The organism is Neobacillus cucumis (assembly GCF_002860255.1).
Lineage (GTDB): Bacteria > Bacillota > Bacilli > Bacillales > Cytobacillaceae > Neobacillus > Neobacillus cucumis_A.
The window spans coordinates 34,250-52,351 of sequence record NZ_PGVE01000063.1; the positions used below are offsets into that span (position 1 = coordinate 34,250).

Annotated in this window: 24 protein-coding genes, 1 pseudogene and 1 riboswitch; of the genes and pseudogenes, 15 read left to right on the forward strand and 10 right to left on the reverse strand. The window is 37.0% G+C overall.

Translation table 11 applies throughout. The features are described 5' to 3' along the window. Positions 1–35 precede the first annotated feature (35 nt). The 3 genes from CVD27_RS15765 to CVD27_RS15775 all read left to right on the forward strand — a co-directional run bounded on the left by CVD27_RS15765 (position 36) and on the right by CVD27_RS15775 (position 2,217). Positions 36–482, forward strand: coding sequence for an Rrf2 family transcriptional regulator (locus CVD27_RS15765; RefSeq protein WP_101648856.1), 447 nt, complete (start codon positions 36–38; stop codon positions 480–482). A gap of 128 nt (positions 483–610) precedes the next feature. Continuing rightward, positions 611–1,219, forward strand: a complete 609-nt coding sequence (locus CVD27_RS15770) for an exonuclease domain-containing protein (protein ID WP_101648857.1) — start codon at positions 611–613, stop codon at positions 1,217–1,219. A 200-nt stretch (positions 1,220–1,419) separates the two neighbouring features. Further along, on the forward strand, positions 1,420–2,217 hold the full coding sequence (locus CVD27_RS15775) for an endonuclease/exonuclease/phosphatase family protein (RefSeq protein ID WP_101648858.1): 798 nt from the start codon (positions 1,420–1,422) through the stop codon (positions 2,215–2,217). A 169-nt stretch (positions 2,218–2,386) separates the two neighbouring features. Here the strand turns inward: CVD27_RS15775 and CVD27_RS15780 are convergent, their stop codons facing one another. The 4 genes from CVD27_RS15780 to CVD27_RS15795 all read right to left on the reverse strand — a co-directional run bounded on the left by CVD27_RS15780 (position 2,387) and on the right by CVD27_RS15795 (position 4,768). After that, entirely contained in the window at positions 2,387–2,812 is a 426-nt protein-coding gene (locus tag CVD27_RS15780; RefSeq protein WP_101648859.1) for a VOC family protein, read from the reverse strand. A gap of 246 nt (positions 2,813–3,058) precedes the next feature. Continuing rightward, on the reverse strand, positions 3,059–3,571 hold the full coding sequence (locus tag CVD27_RS15785; protein ID WP_101648860.1) for a DinB family protein: 513 nt from the start codon (positions 3,569–3,571) through the stop codon (positions 3,059–3,061). Between the two features lie 55 nt (positions 3,572–3,626). Further along, entirely contained in the window at positions 3,627–4,073 is a 447-nt protein-coding gene (locus CVD27_RS15790) for a VOC family protein (RefSeq protein ID WP_101648861.1), read from the reverse strand. Between the two features lie 155 nt (positions 4,074–4,228). Continuing rightward, on the reverse strand, positions 4,229–4,768 hold the full coding sequence (locus CVD27_RS15795; protein ID WP_101648862.1) for a QueT transporter family protein: 540 nt from the start codon (positions 4,766–4,768) through the stop codon (positions 4,229–4,231). A gap of 6 nt (positions 4,769–4,774) precedes the next feature. Continuing rightward, a riboswitch (PreQ1 riboswitch) is annotated at positions 4,775–4,819 on the reverse strand. 145 nt (positions 4,820–4,964) lie between these two features. On the opposite strand from CVD27_RS15795, the gene CVD27_RS15800 reads away from it, so the two are divergent. The 9 genes and pseudogenes from CVD27_RS15800 (at position 4,965) to CVD27_RS15835 (ending at position 12,874) form a co-directional block, all read left to right on the forward strand. Further along, positions 4,965–5,453 (forward strand): hypothetical protein, encoded by a 489-nt coding sequence (locus tag CVD27_RS15800; RefSeq protein ID WP_101648863.1) that lies wholly within the window; start codon positions 4,965–4,967, stop codon positions 5,451–5,453. Positions 5,454–5,636: 183 nt separating this feature from the next. After that, positions 5,637–6,470 carry a BglG family transcription antiterminator LicT gene (gene licT, locus CVD27_RS15805; protein WP_101648864.1) on the forward strand — a complete coding sequence of 278 codons (834 nt, stop codon included), beginning with the start codon at positions 5,637–5,639 and terminating at the stop codon, positions 6,468–6,470. Positions 6,471–6,823: 353 nt separating this feature from the next. Next, positions 6,824–8,689, forward strand: coding sequence for a beta-glucoside-specific PTS transporter subunit IIABC (locus CVD27_RS15810; protein WP_101648865.1), 1,866 nt, complete (start codon positions 6,824–6,826; stop codon positions 8,687–8,689). An 85-nt stretch (positions 8,690–8,774) separates the two neighbouring features. Beyond that, positions 8,775–10,208, forward strand: a complete 1,434-nt coding sequence (locus tag CVD27_RS15815) for a glycoside hydrolase family 1 protein (RefSeq protein ID WP_101648866.1) — start codon at positions 8,775–8,777, stop codon at positions 10,206–10,208. 100 nt (positions 10,209–10,308) lie between these two features. Next, on the forward strand, positions 10,309–10,515 hold the full coding sequence (locus CVD27_RS29150) for a family 1 glycosylhydrolase (protein ID WP_445375984.1): 207 nt from the start codon (positions 10,309–10,311) through the stop codon (positions 10,513–10,515). Then, positions 10,481–10,777: pseudogene (locus tag CVD27_RS29155) on the forward strand (family 1 glycosylhydrolase); the annotation flags it as partial. The gene CVD27_RS29150 and the pseudogene CVD27_RS29155, both read left to right, overlap by 35 nt. Positions 10,778–11,064: 287 nt before the next feature. After that, positions 11,065–11,403 carry a DUF5655 domain-containing protein gene (locus CVD27_RS15825; RefSeq protein ID WP_101648867.1) on the forward strand — a complete coding sequence of 113 codons (339 nt, stop codon included), beginning with the start codon at positions 11,065–11,067 and terminating at the stop codon, positions 11,401–11,403. Positions 11,404–11,427: 24 nt separating this feature from the next. After that, positions 11,428–11,616, forward strand: a complete 189-nt coding sequence (locus tag CVD27_RS15830) for a hypothetical protein (protein WP_101648868.1) — start codon at positions 11,428–11,430, stop codon at positions 11,614–11,616. A 160-nt stretch (positions 11,617–11,776) separates the two neighbouring features. Then, positions 11,777–12,874, forward strand: a complete 1,098-nt coding sequence (locus CVD27_RS15835) for an L-dopachrome tautomerase-related protein (protein ID WP_101648869.1) — start codon at positions 11,777–11,779, stop codon at positions 12,872–12,874. Positions 12,875–13,027: 153 nt separating this feature from the next. Here the strand turns inward: CVD27_RS15835 and CVD27_RS15840 are convergent, their stop codons facing one another. The 6 genes from CVD27_RS15840 to CVD27_RS28205 form a co-directional block, all read right to left on the reverse strand. Further along, positions 13,028–13,327: a spore coat protein gene (locus tag CVD27_RS15840; protein WP_101648870.1), complete on the reverse strand. Its 300-nt coding sequence runs from the start codon at positions 13,325–13,327 to the stop codon at positions 13,028–13,030. Between the two features lie 18 nt (positions 13,328–13,345). Beyond that, a complete protein-coding gene (locus CVD27_RS15845) occupies positions 13,346–13,540 on the reverse strand; it encodes a hypothetical protein (RefSeq protein WP_007083743.1) in 195 nt (64 codons plus the stop codon). A gap of 17 nt (positions 13,541–13,557) precedes the next feature. Continuing rightward, on the reverse strand, positions 13,558–14,694 hold the full coding sequence (locus tag CVD27_RS15850) for a zinc-dependent alcohol dehydrogenase (RefSeq protein WP_101648871.1): 1,137 nt from the start codon (positions 14,692–14,694) through the stop codon (positions 13,558–13,560). An 18-nt stretch (positions 14,695–14,712) separates the two neighbouring features. Next, positions 14,713–15,081: a spore coat protein gene (locus CVD27_RS15855; RefSeq protein ID WP_101648872.1), complete on the reverse strand. Its 369-nt coding sequence runs from the start codon at positions 15,079–15,081 to the stop codon at positions 14,713–14,715. Between the two features lie 16 nt (positions 15,082–15,097). Beyond that, the gene (locus CVD27_RS15860) at positions 15,098–15,343 is read right to left on the reverse strand and encodes a spore gernimation protein GerQ (protein ID WP_101648873.1); all 246 of its coding nucleotides are present in this window, start codon (positions 15,341–15,343) and stop codon (positions 15,098–15,100) included. 127 nt (positions 15,344–15,470) lie between these two features. After that, positions 15,471–15,617 carry a hypothetical protein gene (locus CVD27_RS28205; protein ID WP_180960314.1) on the reverse strand — a complete coding sequence of 49 codons (147 nt, stop codon included), beginning with the start codon at positions 15,615–15,617 and terminating at the stop codon, positions 15,471–15,473. A gap of 328 nt (positions 15,618–15,945) precedes the next feature. On the opposite strand from CVD27_RS28205, the gene CVD27_RS29095 reads away from it, so the two are divergent. The 3 genes from CVD27_RS29095 (at position 15,946) to CVD27_RS15880 (ending at position 18,101) form a co-directional block, all read left to right on the forward strand. Then, a complete protein-coding gene (locus CVD27_RS29095; RefSeq protein WP_101648991.1) occupies positions 15,946–16,056 on the forward strand; it encodes a 3,4-dihydroxy-2-butanone-4-phosphate synthase in 111 nt (36 codons plus the stop codon). Between the two features lie 167 nt (positions 16,057–16,223). Continuing rightward, entirely contained in the window at positions 16,224–16,715 is a 492-nt protein-coding gene (locus CVD27_RS15875; RefSeq protein ID WP_101648874.1) for a riboflavin kinase, read from the forward strand. A 738-nt stretch (positions 16,716–17,453) separates the two neighbouring features. Then, complete coding sequence (locus CVD27_RS15880; protein WP_257984396.1) at positions 17,454–18,101, forward strand: GntR family transcriptional regulator; 648 nt, start codon at positions 17,454–17,456, stop codon at positions 18,099–18,101. Position 18,102 lies beyond the last annotated feature (1 nt).

Genomic DNA, 18,102 nt, shown 5'->3' on the forward strand with positions numbered 1-18,102 from the left:
GAAAAGACATTTTAGTGAGGAAGGTGACTGATAAAATGTCTATAAGCAGTCGATTTGCTGTTGGCATTCATATATTAACTTTGATTGAGGTCAATAAAGGTGGTGTAAGCACATCCGAGTTTTTAGCAGGAAGTGTAAACACGAACCCAGCGGTTATTAGAAAAATTATGGGGATGCTAAAGGGAGCAGGCTTGGTCAATGTCCGCCCAGGGGTTGCAGGTGCAGAATTGGCCAAAGACCTATCTGAAATTACATTATTAGATGTTTATAAAGCTGTTGATGTGGTAAAAGAAGATGAATTATTTAGTATCCACGAACACCCAAATCCTGCTTGTCTCGTCGGAAGAAATATTCAAGAGGCAATCGTCCCGTTATTTTCAATTGCTCAAAATGCATTGGAAAAGGCTCTTGGCAGTGTGACGATTGAAGATGTGGTAAAGGATATTATTGAAAAAGAGAAATTAGCTATAGTCGAAGAATAAGAATAAAATGTGGCATTCTGCTCTGGAGAATGTCTTTTTTTTTCTATTTTTTATCCAAAGAATGGCTGTGTTTTAATAACAAGAGCTTTGATATAATGGGGATAACTTTATTTTAAGGAATGATCAGTATGCAAAGATCGGAACAATATGGATTATTATTGGACGTCGAGACGACCGGTTTGGGACCAATTAAAGATGAAGTGATTGAACTAGCCCTCAAATTATTCACTTATCAGAAGGAAACAGGCGAAATCATTGAGATTATTGAAGAGGATTCTTTCTTACGCGAGCCAATTTCTAGTACAGCCAGGAATAATTATGATACGGCCTTTCGAGTTCACGGGATTCCTTATGATTTAGTAAAAGGGAAGAGCTTTTATGATGTGAAAATTAAAACTTATTTTCACCGTGCAGATGCAGTGTTTGCTCATAACGCTTCTTTTGACCGTAGTTTCCTCTACCATATGTATCCTGAAGTCAATGATTTAAAATGGTATTGCACGATGAGAAATATCCCTTGGAAGAACTATGGATTTCCAAATGGAAAACTACTTACACTTTTACAGGCCCATAATATCACAGATTACCAAACACATAGAGCGCTTGATGATATTACATATTTAATGGACCTGCTAAAGAAGACGAGCCCAAAAGGTAACCTCTATCTCCAAGAAGTTCTCGAAAAAGGCCCAATGAGAAAATACCAGCCAGCCCCTGCCCGCACCAAGTTAGGCTAGGCGTAAGCGGGTTGGAATTTTGCAATAAATGGAAAAAACTTCTACCCCTAACACATTACCCTGTGTTGGGGGTATTTTTGGTGCCTGTCACCATAAGTGATATTAACAACATACGTATGTTGGAGGCTCTTTGTTTTTATTACGACAAACTAGTATGATAAAATACTCACTATGTTAAACTACAGCGGGGTATGGTGAATATGAAACTCTTAACATTAAATTGCCATTCTTGGCAAGAGGAACATCAGCTTGATAAGATTGCGCATTTGGCGGAAACCATCATCGAAAATTCCTATGATGTCATCACCTTGCAAGAGGTTAGTCAAGCAATAGCTGAAGTGGTTGTGGATGGGAAAGTTAAGAAAAACAATTACGGATACATATTGTTGCAGGAACTAAACAAACGTGGCAGCAACGAATATTCAATGGTGTGGGAATTGACTCATTATATCAAGAATAGAACCTATGAAGAAGGTGTAGCCATCCTAACCAAACATCCTATCATTCAGCAGCAATCCTTTTTTGTCTCGCAAAGTGAAGAATATGCTGTTAACTGGAAAACTAGAAGAATTATCGGAGCAACGATTAAGTACGAGGGAACACCTTATACTTTTTATTCTTGCCATATGGGCTGGTGGTATGATGAAACCGAACCTTTTAAAGCTCAGGCGGACAAACTGCTCCAGCGGATGAACTGGGATGAGCATTTCTTTCTAATGGGGGATTTTAACAACGATACCTCACTACAGGGAGAGGGTTATGAGTATTTGTTAAGTCATGGCCTTCATGATACATATCATTTGGCTGAGGAAAAAGATGAAGGAGTTACTGTTAAAGGGAAAATTGCAGGTTGGAGCAATAATAAGCAAGACCTGAGAATTGACCTAATCCTAACCAGTAAGCCTGTACAGGTAGAATTTTCGAAAGTAATCTTTAATAATCTTAATAAAATGGTTGTATCTGACCACTTTGGGGTAGAGGCAAAAGTTCACTTATAAACCGGTCCAAACTATCCTAGCGTTAAATGCTCTTTTCTATAAAAAGAAAAACCGGCTTTGCGGCATAATGTTAATGCACGCAATGCCGGTGTTTTTGTTTTTGTTTCCTTCCCTTATGTATGGATAACCAGAAGCTGAATAAAGCGTTTCGGGAAGTTAGGGAAGTAAGTTATTGTCTGCCTTCAGTGAAAATCTGGAAATTTACACCGAATTTATCCGTCAGATTGCCGTATGCTGGGCTGAAGAAGGTCTCTTGAAGAGGCATCCCCACATGACCGCCATCACTTAATGCTTCAAAGAACTTTCGAGCCTGTTCCGCATCATCAGTAGAGATACAAATGGTTACCTGATTTCCACTCTGATGTGGTGCGCCAGGAAAGTTATCTGAGAACATTACTTCTGTCTCGCCAACTTTAATCGTTGCGTGACTAACAAGGTCTTTTGCCTCTGCAGGTAAAGGAAATTCAGGGTTCTCCGGCATTTCACCAAATGATTGGGTGAATAAAACCTGGGCATCCAAGGCCTTCTGATAAAATTCAATTGCTTCTTTTGCGTTCCCATCCATCACTAAATACGGAATCAGACGTAATGTCATAAAAACTTCAGCTCCTTAAGGTTATAAATGTCTATCGTTTAATACACGATAATACAAAGAAACAAAGAGTTATTAAGCGAATATCACCTCGCCAATAACCAACCCCATGAATCCCATTTCCTAGTATTACCGATATTCCAATTATAAGACAAAGAACAAACGTTCGCAATATAAAAAGGAAACCAAAAATAGTTTCCCCTATTATGCCAATGTGAAATTATGTAATGGTGCCTGACACCATTATTACTATAGATAGCGTTCGTTTATTATTTTTAGGTGGTGGATTGCATGACCGGCTATGATGTAGGCTAGGGCACGGGTGGTGGTTTCGCTGTTGTTGGCAATCCCGATTTTCTCCCAGGCCTGTTTTGGCATATTGTTGATGAGCGTAGAGGTAGCTTTTCGTACCGCGGTAAAGTCTTCAAGAAGTTGTTTATTCGAAAGCTCATCAAAGTTTGATTCAGCTATATAGTCGTTTTCGTTAAAGCCAGCTAAAGGTGTCTGATCACCGCGCCCAACTCGCAGCAGGCGGTAGCTCATAATCCTTTCTGTGTCAGTCATGTGGCCAAGGACTTCTTTAATACTCCACTTCCCAGGGTCATAGCGGTGCAGAGCGTTTTCTTCAGACAAGCTCTCAAAAAGTTCTGTGGTTTTCTCTAATTGCTCTTTCAAAATCTCCAACAAGTCACCCTCTGGAACTAAATTTACATACGGTACATAATACTCTGGAAATTCACTTGCTTTTGGACGTTGAACCATTTCTTTTTCCCCCTTTTAAATTTAGATAACTAGGAGCTTTTATTATGTTAAGAAATTATAAATTTAATTTCTCCCATTCACTTAAATAAATCTTTTCTATAGAATTCATTTCCTTTGGCAGTCTCGTTATAAATTCTAAACGATTCCCATCAGGGTCATCAAAGAAAATCATCGCATGTGCTTGGTTGGGGACTACTATCGGTTCTAATGGCTGTATTCCAAATTCTGCCCTTACCTCAATCCCACGCCCCTCCAGCCAGGACTTGGCTTTTTTCATATCTTCTAATTCGACATAAAAAGCAATATGCCGTAAGGATGGATGATAAGGTATCTCTGCTTCAGGTCCTTCCCACAACCCAATCCAACTCTTGCCTTCTTCAATCCAAAAGAAAGCAACCTTATCATATTGTTTATATAACTTCAGACCTAACTTTTGATAAAAGAAAATCGATTGTTGTAAATCACTAACCGGTAGATGTGCTTCATAGAGTCCTTTTATCATTCTATTTCCCCCTCTGAAGCTTTAAAAGTCTCACTCCATTATTATAATTTTTTGAAAATTGAAATGCCATCTATCTGCTTCATTTTGTATAGGCGGACCTTTCTTCCATGCCCAAATAAAAAAAGAGGTGCCGCAAAAGCAGCAACTCTCTGTTATTAAACCATTTTTTCAAAATGGACACGTTTATTGAGGACATACATAATCGGTATACCAACAGCCATAACAACAAATTCCCCAACTGCAGTTGTCAACCATGTGAATAAGAAAGGCAGATCAAAGGCTAAATGCAATTCAAGTGCAATTAAGAACATCGTGATCGTGAAAACAACGGTATTAACAATCATTCTAGTCCAGATGCCTTTAATAAATCGTGAGCAAAGAATTGTAATTACAAGAGCAATCACTGATTGTCCTACTCCGAAAACGAGGTCATAAGCCTTCATAGGTGAGAAAAACAGATTCGTTAAAAATACACCTAAAACAATTCCATAAATATACTTTTTGTTAAAAACAACTAGGTGATTAAACATCTCCGATACACGGAATTGGACTTGGGTAAAACCGAATGGCTGAATCAACGCCGAAACTGCGATGTAAAGCGCGGCAATAATTCCATTAACCACGATACCCTGCACCTTGCTGTACACTTTGCCTGATGGAGCATTCGTACTGGCTGGCTGAGCAAATTTTTCCATATTCATTTCCCCTTAGTTTTTTTTCGTGGGAGGTTCTCGAACCACGTTCATTTAGAAATACTTGCAAACTAATATATTATTATAAAAAGAATTACCGGTCAATGACATTATTTTTAAATAAAGAATTATTTTCCATAAAAGTAAATAATACCATTAAATCTGGTGCATATTAAAAATAAAAAAGGAATGGCTATAAATGAAATATAATAAAATGTTTTTACTTGTCTTGATGCTGGTACCCTGGTTGTCTGTGCCGATGTTAGGAAAAAGAAACTTTAAACGTTTTTTGCCTGCTGCCTTTTTTATTACCTGCTGGATTTCTGTTGAAAGCCTATTGGCTAAAAGGCGGGTTTGGTGGAGATTTTACGATCGACTGATTCCTAATGTTATGGGGGAAGTGCCTTTTCTTTTTGGTCCTTTTATTATAGGCTCTATCTGGATTTTAAAATTTACCTTTGGAAACTTTTTTCGCTATTTAATCGTGAACTTAGTCACGGACTTTCTATTTTCTTATCCAGGAATGTTTGTTCTAAAAAGAATGGGGATCGTTTCTCTCGTAAGATTGAAACATTACCAAATGGGGATCTTATTTATGGCCAAATCCATCCTCATGTACGGATGCCAATTCATGGTTGAGAAATTTCGTAAAAAGCCCAAATCACTAATTCAAAGACTCCTTCCTTAAAACGAACAAGGGCCGAATTTCCTATCTGTCGTTCTTTTAATTATTGATTGTCTTTTTATTTGATGTTAAGATTTTATTAATTTAACTTTTATATTATAGGATTGTTACTGTTAAATCAGGCAAAACCTAAGACTAATGCCATTATGTTAGTTTTAGGTTTTTATTTTTTTAGAGGTGATTGACATGAAAATCGCAAAAGTAATCAATAACAATGTCATCAGTGTGATCGATTCCCATAATAAAGAACTTGTGGTTATGGGAAGAGGGATTGCGTTCCAAAAAAGACCGGGTGACCTTGTCGACGAATCGAAAATTGAAAAGATTTTCAAATTAGATAATAAGGATGTTTCTGAAAGATTTAAAACCTTATTGTATGATGTTCCAATGGAATACATGGATATTTCTGAACGGATTATTTCCTACGCGAAAGAAAAACTTGGAAAAAAATTAAATGATAGTATCTATGTATCATTAACCGATCATATTAACTTTGCAATTGAGAGAGAACAAAAGGGCTTAAAGATTTCAAATCCCTTACTTTGGGAAATTAAACGAATTTATGCTGACGAATATTCCATCGGTTTAAAAGCGTTAACAAAGATAAAAGAGATGCTTGGAATTACACTTCCAGAGGATGAAGCGGGCTTTATTGCCATGCATATAGTCAATGCCGAGTTAAACGAAGAAATGCCTAACGTCGTTAATATGACTAAATTAATTCAAGATATTTTAAATATCGTCAAATACCATTTTAAAATTGAACTCGATGAGGAGTCATTGAACTATTTCCGTTTTCTTACCCATCTTAAATTTTTTGCGCAGCGATTATATACGGATTCTCCTTACAACAATGAAGATGATTTTCTCTATGATATGGTCAAAGAAAAACAAAAAGAAGCTTTTGCCTGTGTGGAGAAAATCCGCGAATTTATTCAAAAAACACATAACCATCAGCTGACAAAAGAGGAAATGGCTTACCTTACCATCCATATTGAACGGGTAGTAAATAGATCCTAAAAACCTTTTTAAGAGAAAGCGTTGACAGGAAATGAAAGCGTGTGCTACTATGAATTTACAAATTAATATTAATTTATTAGGATTGTTACTGATTAAGCAGGCAAAACCTAAATTGTAGTGCCATAACCTTTTATAGGTTTGGTGTACAATTTAGGTTTTTTTTATTCCTTAAGTCGAAGTTCAGTTGAAGGGATAGGCCAGAACTTACAAATGGCTTCGGCAAATTTTATATTTTTTAACAGGATTGTTACTGGTAAAGCAGGCAAAACCTGAGGAACACGAGTGGGACCATTGTGTCATGTCCATCTCTAGTTACTCAGGTTATTTTTTTACAAAAAATCAGGAGGTATCCCATGGACTACAAAAAAACAGCCATAAGCATCCTTGAATTAGTCGGTGGAGAAGAAAATGTTCAAAATGTTATTCACTGTATGACAAGACTACGTTTCAATTTACATGATCAAAGTAAGGTAGATCGTAAAAGGTTAGAAAAAGTTCCTGGAATCATGGGCACAAATGTAAGCGGTGACCAGTTCCAAATCATTATCGGAAATGATGTTCCGAAAGTATATAACGCAATTTTAGATAACAGCGCAATTAAAATCGATAGCAAGACTAAGCAATCTGCGAAAAAACAAAATCCAATTAATGCAATATTTGATGTGATTTCAGGTGCGTTTACACCACTTCTCCCTGCCATTGCCGGTGCCGGTATGATCAAAGGGATCTTAGCCATTGCGATTGCCTTTGGCTGGCTGACTAATCAGAGTCAAGTCTATACCATCTTAAACGCTATTGGTGATGGTGCATTTTACTTCTTGCCGATTCTTTTAGCAGTAAGTGCAGCTAGAAAGTTTGGCAGCAACGTTTATGTAGCAGCAACTATTGCAGCAGCTCTTTTACATCCAACCATAACAGCTTTATTAGGTGCAGGTAAACCGGTTCATTTCCTTGGATTACCAGTAACCGCAGTTACTTATTCATCAACCGTTATTCCAATTTTACTAGCGGTTTGGATTGCGTCATATGTTGAAAAATGGGTTGACCGAATTATTCCTAGCATGTTTAAGCTGATTTTAGTTCCAACTATCACTTTGCTTATCATCGTGCCACTTACATTAATCGCAGTTGGTCCACTTGGTGCTATTCTTGGAAACTGGCTTTCTTTAGCGATTGGGGCATTATTTAAATATGGATGGATCTTTGCAGGGTTAATCTTAGGAGGTACATTCTCATTAATTATTATGACAGGTATGCACTATGCATTTACTCCGATTGTAATGAACAATCTTGCAACAAAAGGATATGACTTTATCTTACCTTCTATGTTCGCAGCAAACATGGGTCAAGCTGGAGCAACATTTGCTGTATCTTTACGTTCAAAAAATAAATCTTTTAAATCACTAGCGATGACAACCAGTTTAACTGCTCTTATGGGTATTACAGAGCCAGCTATGTACGGTGTAAACATGCGTCTTAAGAAACCATTTATCGGCGGCTTAATTGGTGGTGCCGTTGGCGGCGCTTACTATAGTGCAGTAGGTGTAAAATATTTCATTCTAGGCGGTAACGTTGGTTTACCAGGCATTGCTTCCTTTATCGGATCGACATTTGTACTAGCGATTATTGGATTACCAATCGCCTTCGCAGCAGGTGCTATTGCAACATTTATTATGGGATTTGAAGAAGTAGAAAGTGAAGAAGAGCAAGAAACAACACCAGCAGAAGAACCTAACACAGTTGATACTAAGTCAGAATTAGTTGTCGCAGCTGAAAAAGTATTCAGCCCTCTAAAGGGTGAAGTTAAAGCATTAAGCGAAGTAAATGATCCGACGTTCTCTACTGGAATCATGGGTAAAGGTTTAGCCATTCAGCCGCAGGAAGGAAAAGTAGTTTCTCCTGTTACTGGGAGAATAACGACTATTTTTAAAACAAAGCATGCCATTGGCATTACAAGTGATAATGGAGCAGAAATTTTAATCCATGTTGGTTTAGAGACAGTAAGGCTTGAAGGAAAGCATTTCACAGCACATGTGAAAGACGGCGACTATGTTGAAGTAGGCCAAACTCTTGTAACCTTTGATATGGATGCCATTAAAGCGGAGGGATATGACTTAATCACTCCGGTCATTATTACAAATCCTGACCGCTATCAAACAATCGAGCCAGTTAAACAGGGAAGAATCAATGCACGTGAAGCATTCCTAGCATTGCAGTAAGTAGTATTAAGGTCAGGGGAATCCCAAATTCCCCTGACTTTCTAGAAAAACTAATGACTTATAAAAAAACTAGAGGTGAATGAAAATGAATCGCAAATTTCCAGAAGGTTTTCTATGGGGCGGAGCAACCGCTGCTAATCAATTAGAAGGAGCATATCAAGAAGGAGGAAAAGGTTTAAATCTTGCCGACGTGCTTCCTGGTGGAAAAGTACGCTTAGAACTTCTTATGAAACCTGGTTTCAATTATGAGATTGATCAAGATAAGTATCACTATCCAAACCATGAAGGAATTGATTTTTACCATCGCTATAAAGAAGATATTGCTCTTTTTGCGGAAATGGGTTTTAAAGTATTCCGTCTATCTATTGCTTGGTCACGTATTTTTCCAAGAGGGGACGAGGAAACTCCTAATGAAGAAGGCTTAGCTTTTTACGACCGGGTATTTGATGAATTACACAAACATGGGATTGAACCAGTCGTGACCATTTCACACTATGAAACACCTTTACACCTAATAAAAGAATATGGTGCTTGGAAAAATCGAAAACTCATTGGCTTTTTTGAGCGTTATGTAAGAACCATTTTTGATCGTTATAAAAATAAAGTGAAATATTGGATGACATTTAATGAAATCAATGGAGCGACACACTTCCCACTTTTCGGACTAGGTTTTTCTGCCTCAAGCGAAGAAGCACGTTTACAAGAAAGCTTCCAAGGCTTGCATCATCAATTTGTGGCTAGTGCGTTAGCAGTTAAAATCGGACATGAAATCATTCCTGGTTCCCAAATTGGATGTATGCTTGTTTATGCTCCAGTGTATGCTTACGATAGCAACCCTGAAAATGTCATGTATGCTTTAAAAGAGGAACAAATTTTTAACTACTATTGTGGAGATGTCCAAGTTCGTGGCGAGTATCCTGCTTTTGCCAAACGTTACTTTAAGGAAAATGGTATTAAATTAGACATTCAAGAGGGCGATTTGGAGATTATTAAAGAGGGTACTGTTGATTATATTGGATTTAGTTATTATATGTCCCGTACTGAAAAGAAAGAAAAAACGAACGAAGAAAATGCTTCTGGTAACATTATCGGCGGTGTAAAAAATCCTTTCCTGAAAGCCAGTGATTGGGGCTGGGAGATTGACCCTGAAGGTCTTCGAATCTCATTAAACAAACTCTATGATCGCTATCAAGTCCCTTTATTCATTGTAGAAAATGGTCTAGGGGCAAAAGATAAAGTAGAAGAAGATGGCTCAATCAACGATGATTATCGAATTGATTATTTACGAGACCACATTAAAGCGATGGGTGAAGCGATCGAAGATGGTGTTAACCTAATAGGATACACTCCTTGGGGCTGTATTGATCTAGTGAGTGCCTCTACTGGTGAAATGTCTAAGCGTTATGGATTTATTTATGTTGATAGGCACGATGACGGCAGCGGAACATTAGAACGAAGCAGGAAAAAATCTTTTTACTGGTATAAAGACGTTATTGCCACTAACGGCGAACAACTTTAATACTGCAGCTTGCCGGTAAGCCGTAATTGGCTTCCGGCTTTTCTTTTGTAGAGGCTTTTTGTAAAAAAACAAGTGGAGGTTCTGAATATGAAACAAAATCATTAAACCATTCCCAGCGGACTTTTTCTGGGGCGGTTCAACATCAGCTTATCAATTCGAAGGGGCATGGAATGAAGATGGAAAATGCCCGTCTGTTATTGATATGGCCAAATACCCTGAGGGAACAACTTACTTTAAAGTAGCCAGCGATCACTATCATCATTACAAAGAAGCTCTATTTAGATATGGCTGTTTTTGGCCGCTATAATACAACAGCATGGAATTACTTCGAAGAAAAAGGCTATGTTCCTACCATTCTTGATGGCGATATGGAGGTTTTAGCGAGCGCGAAGCCTGACTTTATTGCTTTCAACTATTATACTTCTCAAATTGTAGCGGCAAGTGAAGAAGAAGACGGTTCTGAAGTAGATCATCCCGGAGATCAGCATATCACGATTGGGGAGTCAGGCGTTTATAAAGGAGCAACCAATCCAAACTTAAAAAAGAATGAGTTTGGCTGGGAAATTGAACATAAATATGGGCTAAAATTTGTATTAATTGTACATAAATGATAGTTTCGTCAATTTAAATTCTTAAGATTTAATTTATACACCCAAACACAGTTCTTCATAAAAATATCTTCAGTTTTTCCTTGCATTATGTTGAAAGGAGTAGCTACCAAGTTTATATTGTGAAGAATTTCACTTAAAGTAAAGTGGGAGCTTAGTTGAATAAAGAAATGGTAAAATGATGTAAAAAGAAGAGAAATAAAGGTAATAAAGTTTAATATGTTAGAGTGAAATTAGGAGATGGTGATATGTCAGAACATGAATTATTCTCAAATAAGGCATCTAATGTTTATGAAATATATTCAAAAATACTCGATTTATTGAAAGAAATTGGACCTTTTGAAATTGAGTTTAAAAAGACTTCTATACATCTTTTGAATAAATCTGCCTTCGGAGGAGTTCATCCAAAAAAGAAATGGTTAGATTTTAATTTAGTAACAAACCATCAAATTGAACACGAGAAGATTACTAAAATTGAACAAGTTTCAAAAAACAGATTTCACAATAACTTTAGATTTCATAGTGAAGACGAACTAAATCAAGAGTTTTTAGTTCTTTTAAAAGAATCATATCAATTAATGAGTTAGTTAGAGAAAGGATATTTATTACCAATGAACAGCATTTTCTTGGGAATTATATCTGGTATAATATTTGGTTTACTCTCTGTACTACTAATGCTCCCCATGAAATTTGAAGATAAACGTATTGCTATTATTGGTTCTTTTATTAATCGTTTTACGATTGGTTTCTTACTATCAGTAACTGTTCTTCCGATGTATGGTTGGACAGGAGACCTTTAAATTAAAATGTTTCCTTTCTTCTTACAGACTTATTAAATTTCGAAAACAATCCATCCATTCAATCATCTTTTTGTATAGAAAAACTTATTAAGAAACATGCACTAGAAAAAATATAAATCATATATAGGTGATATCCCGTTTGAAGCTTGAGGAGGATATTATGAAACCTATGTTACCTAGTGAAAAATATTTTGGTAATTTAGAACTAGTTTATGCTTTTTATGGGGCTATGCCTACAGGAGTTACTGTTTCAGAAACCGGTCGTATTTTCATTTGCTTTCCGAAATGGGGAGACGATGTTAAATTTACGGTGGGGGAAATTGTTGAGGATAAATTGCAGCCATATCCTAATTTACAAACCAATTTGGTTAACCCCGAGAATATCACAATGACTTTCATCAGTGTCCAAAGTGTAGTTGCTGATGGAAGGGGAACACTTTGGATATTAGATACAGCGGCACCTAATTTTTCTGAACCTATTAAAGGTGGGGCAAAATTAGTCGCTGTTGATTTAGAAACTGATACAATAAGAAAAGTATATACCTTTACAGAAGATGTTGTCCTGCCCACAACTTATCTGAATGATGTCCGTTTTGATTTTCGTGTTGGAAAAGCAGGTTATGCCTATATAACGGATTCTTCTTCAAGAGGACCAGGAGCTATTATCGTCGTAGATTTATCAAATGGAAACGCGTTTAGACGGTTAAATGGGGCAAATTCAACTTCACCCGATCCCTATTTTTTACCGAAAGTAGAAGGTCAAATTTTAATGAATCGAAACAAAGACGGTTCAACTTCTCCATTTAGATTGGCGTCTGATAGTCTTGCGATTTCTCCCGATGGAAAGATATTATTTTTTGCTCCACTAACCAGTCGTCATTTGTTCTCGATCTCAACAGAAGCCCTAAGAGACAGATTGATACCGGACATGGATTTACCTTATCATGTGGAGTATTGGGGAGAAAAAGGTGCGTCTGATGGAATGATCACCGATGCAAAGGGAACTGTTTATGCTGGAGATTATGAAAACAACAGTATCCGTAAGATATTGCCAAATGGCATAATGGAAACTATCGCACATGATCCGAGAATTTTGTGGCCGGATACTTTTTCAATTGGTCCGGATCAATATTTGTATGTCATTGTGAACCAATTACATCGACAGCCTAGATTTCATTATGGAAAAGACTTACGACAGAAACCTTATAGTTTACTTCGTATCAAAATTGATGAATTTCCTGCTCCGACCTTTTCATAATAAAAATAGTCAATTAATTGTTTTCAATTATATAGTGTAAAACAAACTCGAGTAAGCAAAAAGTATTAACTTTATTTACTTCTGCCAAATAAACTCAAAATGGTTTAATGGGAACAGTTTATTTGGTGAGTGTTAAACTGTTCCTGGAAATCTTTATAATGTCGGTAAGTTCAATGCTGTATTGATATTATCTAAATCCAAACTGATCTGTTCGTTTGTATCCCAAGCATGATACCATCCTTTTTCTACCATATATGCGGATATTTGTTCATGCATATCAAGAGCTTCCACTAAATGGCGAGTGAGCATTTCTTTAATATCCGGTGTTCCTGCCTCCGTAACTGCCATGGCATAATTTCTAATTCCACTTTTAGCTGAAATGAGTAGATCCATTGCAACGACTTGATCCGATAGTCCGTCCATGCCCGTTAAATTTTCAATGATTGGATTCATGTTCATTCATCTCCTAATTTACTGCTTAGCGTTGGAAAGGATAGAAGCATATTCTTGTAATTGTCTGGTAGATACATCAATGTCTTGCTGCATAATATCTTTTAATAGCTGATCTGTAACTAACGCTTTCATCGTTTTGGATTTAGTTAAACAAGTGGTCTTAAATGCAGCCATCTCATGGACCTCAAGAACTTCATGTAAGGCGTAATTCATTTTTTATACCTCCTTCCTCAAGGTTTCAACACGACTTTTATACAATCATCCATTTTTGTGTCAAAAATCTCATAGCCACGCTTTGCTTCACTAAGTGGAAGTACATGACTTACGACATCTCCTGGATCAATTTTTCCGGTCGTAACTAATTCAAACATATATGGCATATAGTGGATGACAGGTGCTTGACCGGAGCGGATATTGATATTTCGCTGCATAATATCTCCAAGAGGGAAACCATTATATCTGCCGCCGTAAACGCCAGTAACTTGAATTGTCCCGCCTTTACGCACTGCTTGTGAAGCCATGATAAACGCACTTAATGCTCCGCCTTGAAGCTTCATTCCGCTCGCAAGGAACTCCATATCAGTCATTTTACCGTCCATACCAACTGCATCAATGACAACATCTGCACCGCCTTTGGTGATTTCCTTAAGGTAGTTTCCTACATTCTCATGGTCCTCAAAGTTAACAATTTCTACTTTGTTGGTGCGCTTGGCGTGCTGCAGGCGATAATTGACATAATCAACGGCAATGACTCGCTTTGCCCCTTTTAACCAACAGAATTTTTGAGCAAAAAGACCAACTGGACCACAGCCAAGAACAATAACTGTATCTCCATCCTTTACACCTGCATTGTCAACACTCCAAAAACCAGTAGACATCGCATCGGCAATAACTGCTAACTTTTCATCTGGCTCTTCACAAGTCTCTGGAATTTTGAAATGAGTAAAGTTGGCAAATGGCACTCTTAAATATTCAGCTTGCCCACCTGGATAGCCACCCGTCGTACCAGAATATCCGAAATAGGCACCCATATCACCATTATCATTTGAATTATCACATTGGCTTTCCAAATGGTTTTTACAGTAAATGCATTCACCGCATGCTATATTAAAGGGGATAATTACTCGATCTCCCTTTTTTAGCTTAGTCACACCTGGACCAACTTCTTCGACGATTCCCATTGGTTCATGGCCAATAACATAGTTTTCTTGCAGGTTAGGAATCATGCCATGAATTAAATGTAAATCAGACCCACATATAGCTGTACTCGTTACTTTAATAATCATGTCATCTGGCTTTTCAATCTTTGGATCTGGAACTTCTTTGACTACAACATTTTTAATACCTTGATACGTTACCGCCTTCATTGGTTACAGCCTCCAGTGTTAGTGTTCATCAGGTGTCCGGTCAAACATACCTTTTCTATTGGTCTCAACAGGAAATAGATTCATTTTGCCAATCATCAAAGTATTGTTGGCAGAGAGTTGGTCTAATTGATATTGTTCACTTAATTCGTATGGATGGAACCATTTTTTACTAATCATTAATTCAGTAATTTCTTGGTGCATGGCAATCCCTTGCATTAACTGGTTTCGTAAGAGGGTTCTAACATCAGGTGATGCGGACTCCGTTAATGCAACCGCAATATTGCGCACACCTTCTTTTGCACGAAGAAGTAAATCCATCGCAAATGTGGTATCTGCTAGCTCTGGTACGTGTAGCGAGTTTATAGGGTCTAAATAGTCATTGTTCAATGAATTTGCCTTCCTTTCAATTTATTATTGGTGTTGGCCGGTTTTGAGGAACAGGCGCTTGAAAAGGTGCACGTTGATAAATTGCCTGTAATTCTCCGAGCGCTTGCATGGATTGTTCAACATCTTTTTGCATTAATGCTCTCAAATCATGATCAAATACCAGTCCTTGCATTAGTTTTGATTTCGCTAAGCATAGGGTTTTAAAATTAATAACTTCATGTAGATCCAATGATTCATGATCGGCTAATCTTTGATTATCCATTTCTAATTCCCTCCTTTTACGTAAAATACAATAGTATTGTTCCAAGTAAGGGAGGAAACATTCTGTAATTATTGTTGGATAGTTAAATTATTATTGAATGAATTGAATATTGGTAAAATTGGGAAAATTAATTTGTTGGTGATGGCAAGGGATGACAACTGCGGCGGTCTTTTCTTGTAGCTAAATCAGCTAATAGTTTTTCAACATTTTTCACTAAAAAACTTAAATTACCTTCATCTTTAACATCGGTCTTGCGAACTGGGAGTGCCTTCATGTGTAGTGCGTTTACAACTAAAAACTCAAGTCCTTCTCGTTTTAGCAGGTTTACAATAGGTTTCCAATAAACGCTTGTGCTTCCCATTGCTTACATGAGTACATTGATGTTCTTTAATCCAGTCAATTAACTTGAAAAATACTGTCATAGTAGGTTTGAATCTCCTTTCCATCAAGTGTCATAATACACGCAGTGATATTATCCTTATGAACATCCATATCACATGATCTTTCAACATACCAATGAAATTCTTCCCTTCAGGCTTGTAAATTGGAGGCTGGTGCAAAGGTTTTGACAAGGCCATTGATCAGGGAGTACGAGCACCCAAATAAAAAACTTTACCATTTCTATTGATCTTCATTCCACAACTACAGGCATATCGGCATTCGATCGTGCAGATACGATATTAGCCGTTGTAAAGGAGGATTCAAAACCCTAGGAATTTAGAAAACCAGGGCATGTATTCCCGCTTGTATACTCAGACAATGGAATACTGGCCCATATGGGAGTAGTTGAGGCTTCGGCCCTTCGGCCGACTTAGCGAAAATATCTTCAAGCTCCTCAAATATTACCTATGTATGTGAAATTCTTAATGAAAAAGGAGATATGGCCACTATAAAAGAGGCGGTAGACATATCTAAAGAGTTTAACATTCCAGCCAATAAAATAACTGAAGTATTTAAATTATTGGATGCAGTTTCTATTTGTACCTTGGATGGAACAATAGTACATGGGCAAAAAATTGGAGGAAAACTTGGATTCCCTACAGCCAACTTGAATTTGTACACTTCAAAAGATTGTTTGAAAAATGGTGTCTATGGCGTGAAGGTGAATTTGAGAGGGCTAACCTATTATGGAGTAATGAATGCAGGAGTGAAACCAACTCTTAATACTAATATACAAAAAACGTATGAAATTCACCTATTTGATTTTAATCAATCTATTTATGGAGAGGAAATCAACGTAGAGGTGAAATTTTTTATAAGAGAAGAAATCAAGTTTAGCTCAATTAACCAGCTCATTCAACAGATTGAAAATGATATTATGCATGTTAAGTATAAATTTGAGTTACAACAAATGGGTAAAATTGGGCTGTAAAGATTTTTAGTTTTCACCTTAAGATTGATTCGTAGTAAATAAGTTTTTTTTAGTAGGTTTACAAGAGATAAAATTATAATATAAAAGTTTATAAAGGAAGTTATGTCATTGATTAATTACCTGTGGCATTTTTTAAATTACCCATTGTTATACTATCTTTGTTTTTTTGGAAGTTTAAGGTGCATGATTGAGGCTCAATTTTTATAAATTACAACTCACAAGAAAACACTAGCAAGAAGAAAGCTTGATTTATTAAGACGTGAAGGTACCAAGATACTAGAATAACAGGTGCCAGCAAACTTCAAAAAAGCTTGAGATCCTTGAAATTGGTGGGCACATGTAAATGTAGGTAACTGAAAGTCTCGAATTGTAATTTTCGAGACTTTTTATTTTTGTGTTTGATTTCCTGCTATCACAGGTTTTACTCAAAATGAATTGAGTCTAGCAAGTGTGCGTTTATGGATGGATACAAATAAGCCCCCAATCATTCTTCATCGACGTACAGGAAAAGCTTGGGTGAAAAAATTACACCAATCACAAGGTGATAAATCGAAGGGAAAATGCTGGATACTAAAGATAATTGGCTACTAAATTTTTTCAACTAGTATATAAAATTCAGAAAATATTCTATTTTTTGCATGTTGACCGTTGACCGTCGACACAAAATAGAATAATATACAATTAAAGAGTTGAAAACGTTTTCTGATAAACTTGAAAGGAGTTGATGAATTGTTAACAGTGGTTAAAACTGAGCCATTGCATGCTCAGCTCTATCAATTAATAAAAAAGAGATTGATAGATGGATTTTATCAGCCTGGTGAAAGATTGGTAGAAGTTCGTTTAGCAGAGGAATTTAGTGTCAGCCGGGCACCAGTAAGAGAGGCCTTGAGGATGTTAATGCAGGATGGGCTCCTACTTCAAAAAGGCAATGCTCTCCATGTATTTGATCCAACCTTGCAAGATATGATCGATATCTATCAATGCAGGCAACGGTTGGAGGCGCTTGGAGCGAATCTTGCTGCGGCCAATATGAAAGAAGAAAAACTAAATCATCTTAAGGAAATCATGATAGAAACAAAAGTGGCGTGGGAAACAGGGGACATGGTAAAAGTAGTTTCACTAAACATTAGTTTCCACGAGATAGTTCTTGAGTCTTCAGGGAATCAGCAACTGATTTCCTTGACCAGTATGATAAGAGACAAGGTAACATATCTCAGAAATTGTAGCTTCAAGGGGAATGTTAGAAATAAAAGTTTTTTAGAGGAACATGAACAAATTGTTAAGGCCCTTGGGGAAAGGGATGGGGAGAAAGCAGAAAGAGAAATGCACAATCATATTGAAAATGATTTGCAGGCATTAATTTCATTATACAAAAACAGGGGGTAAC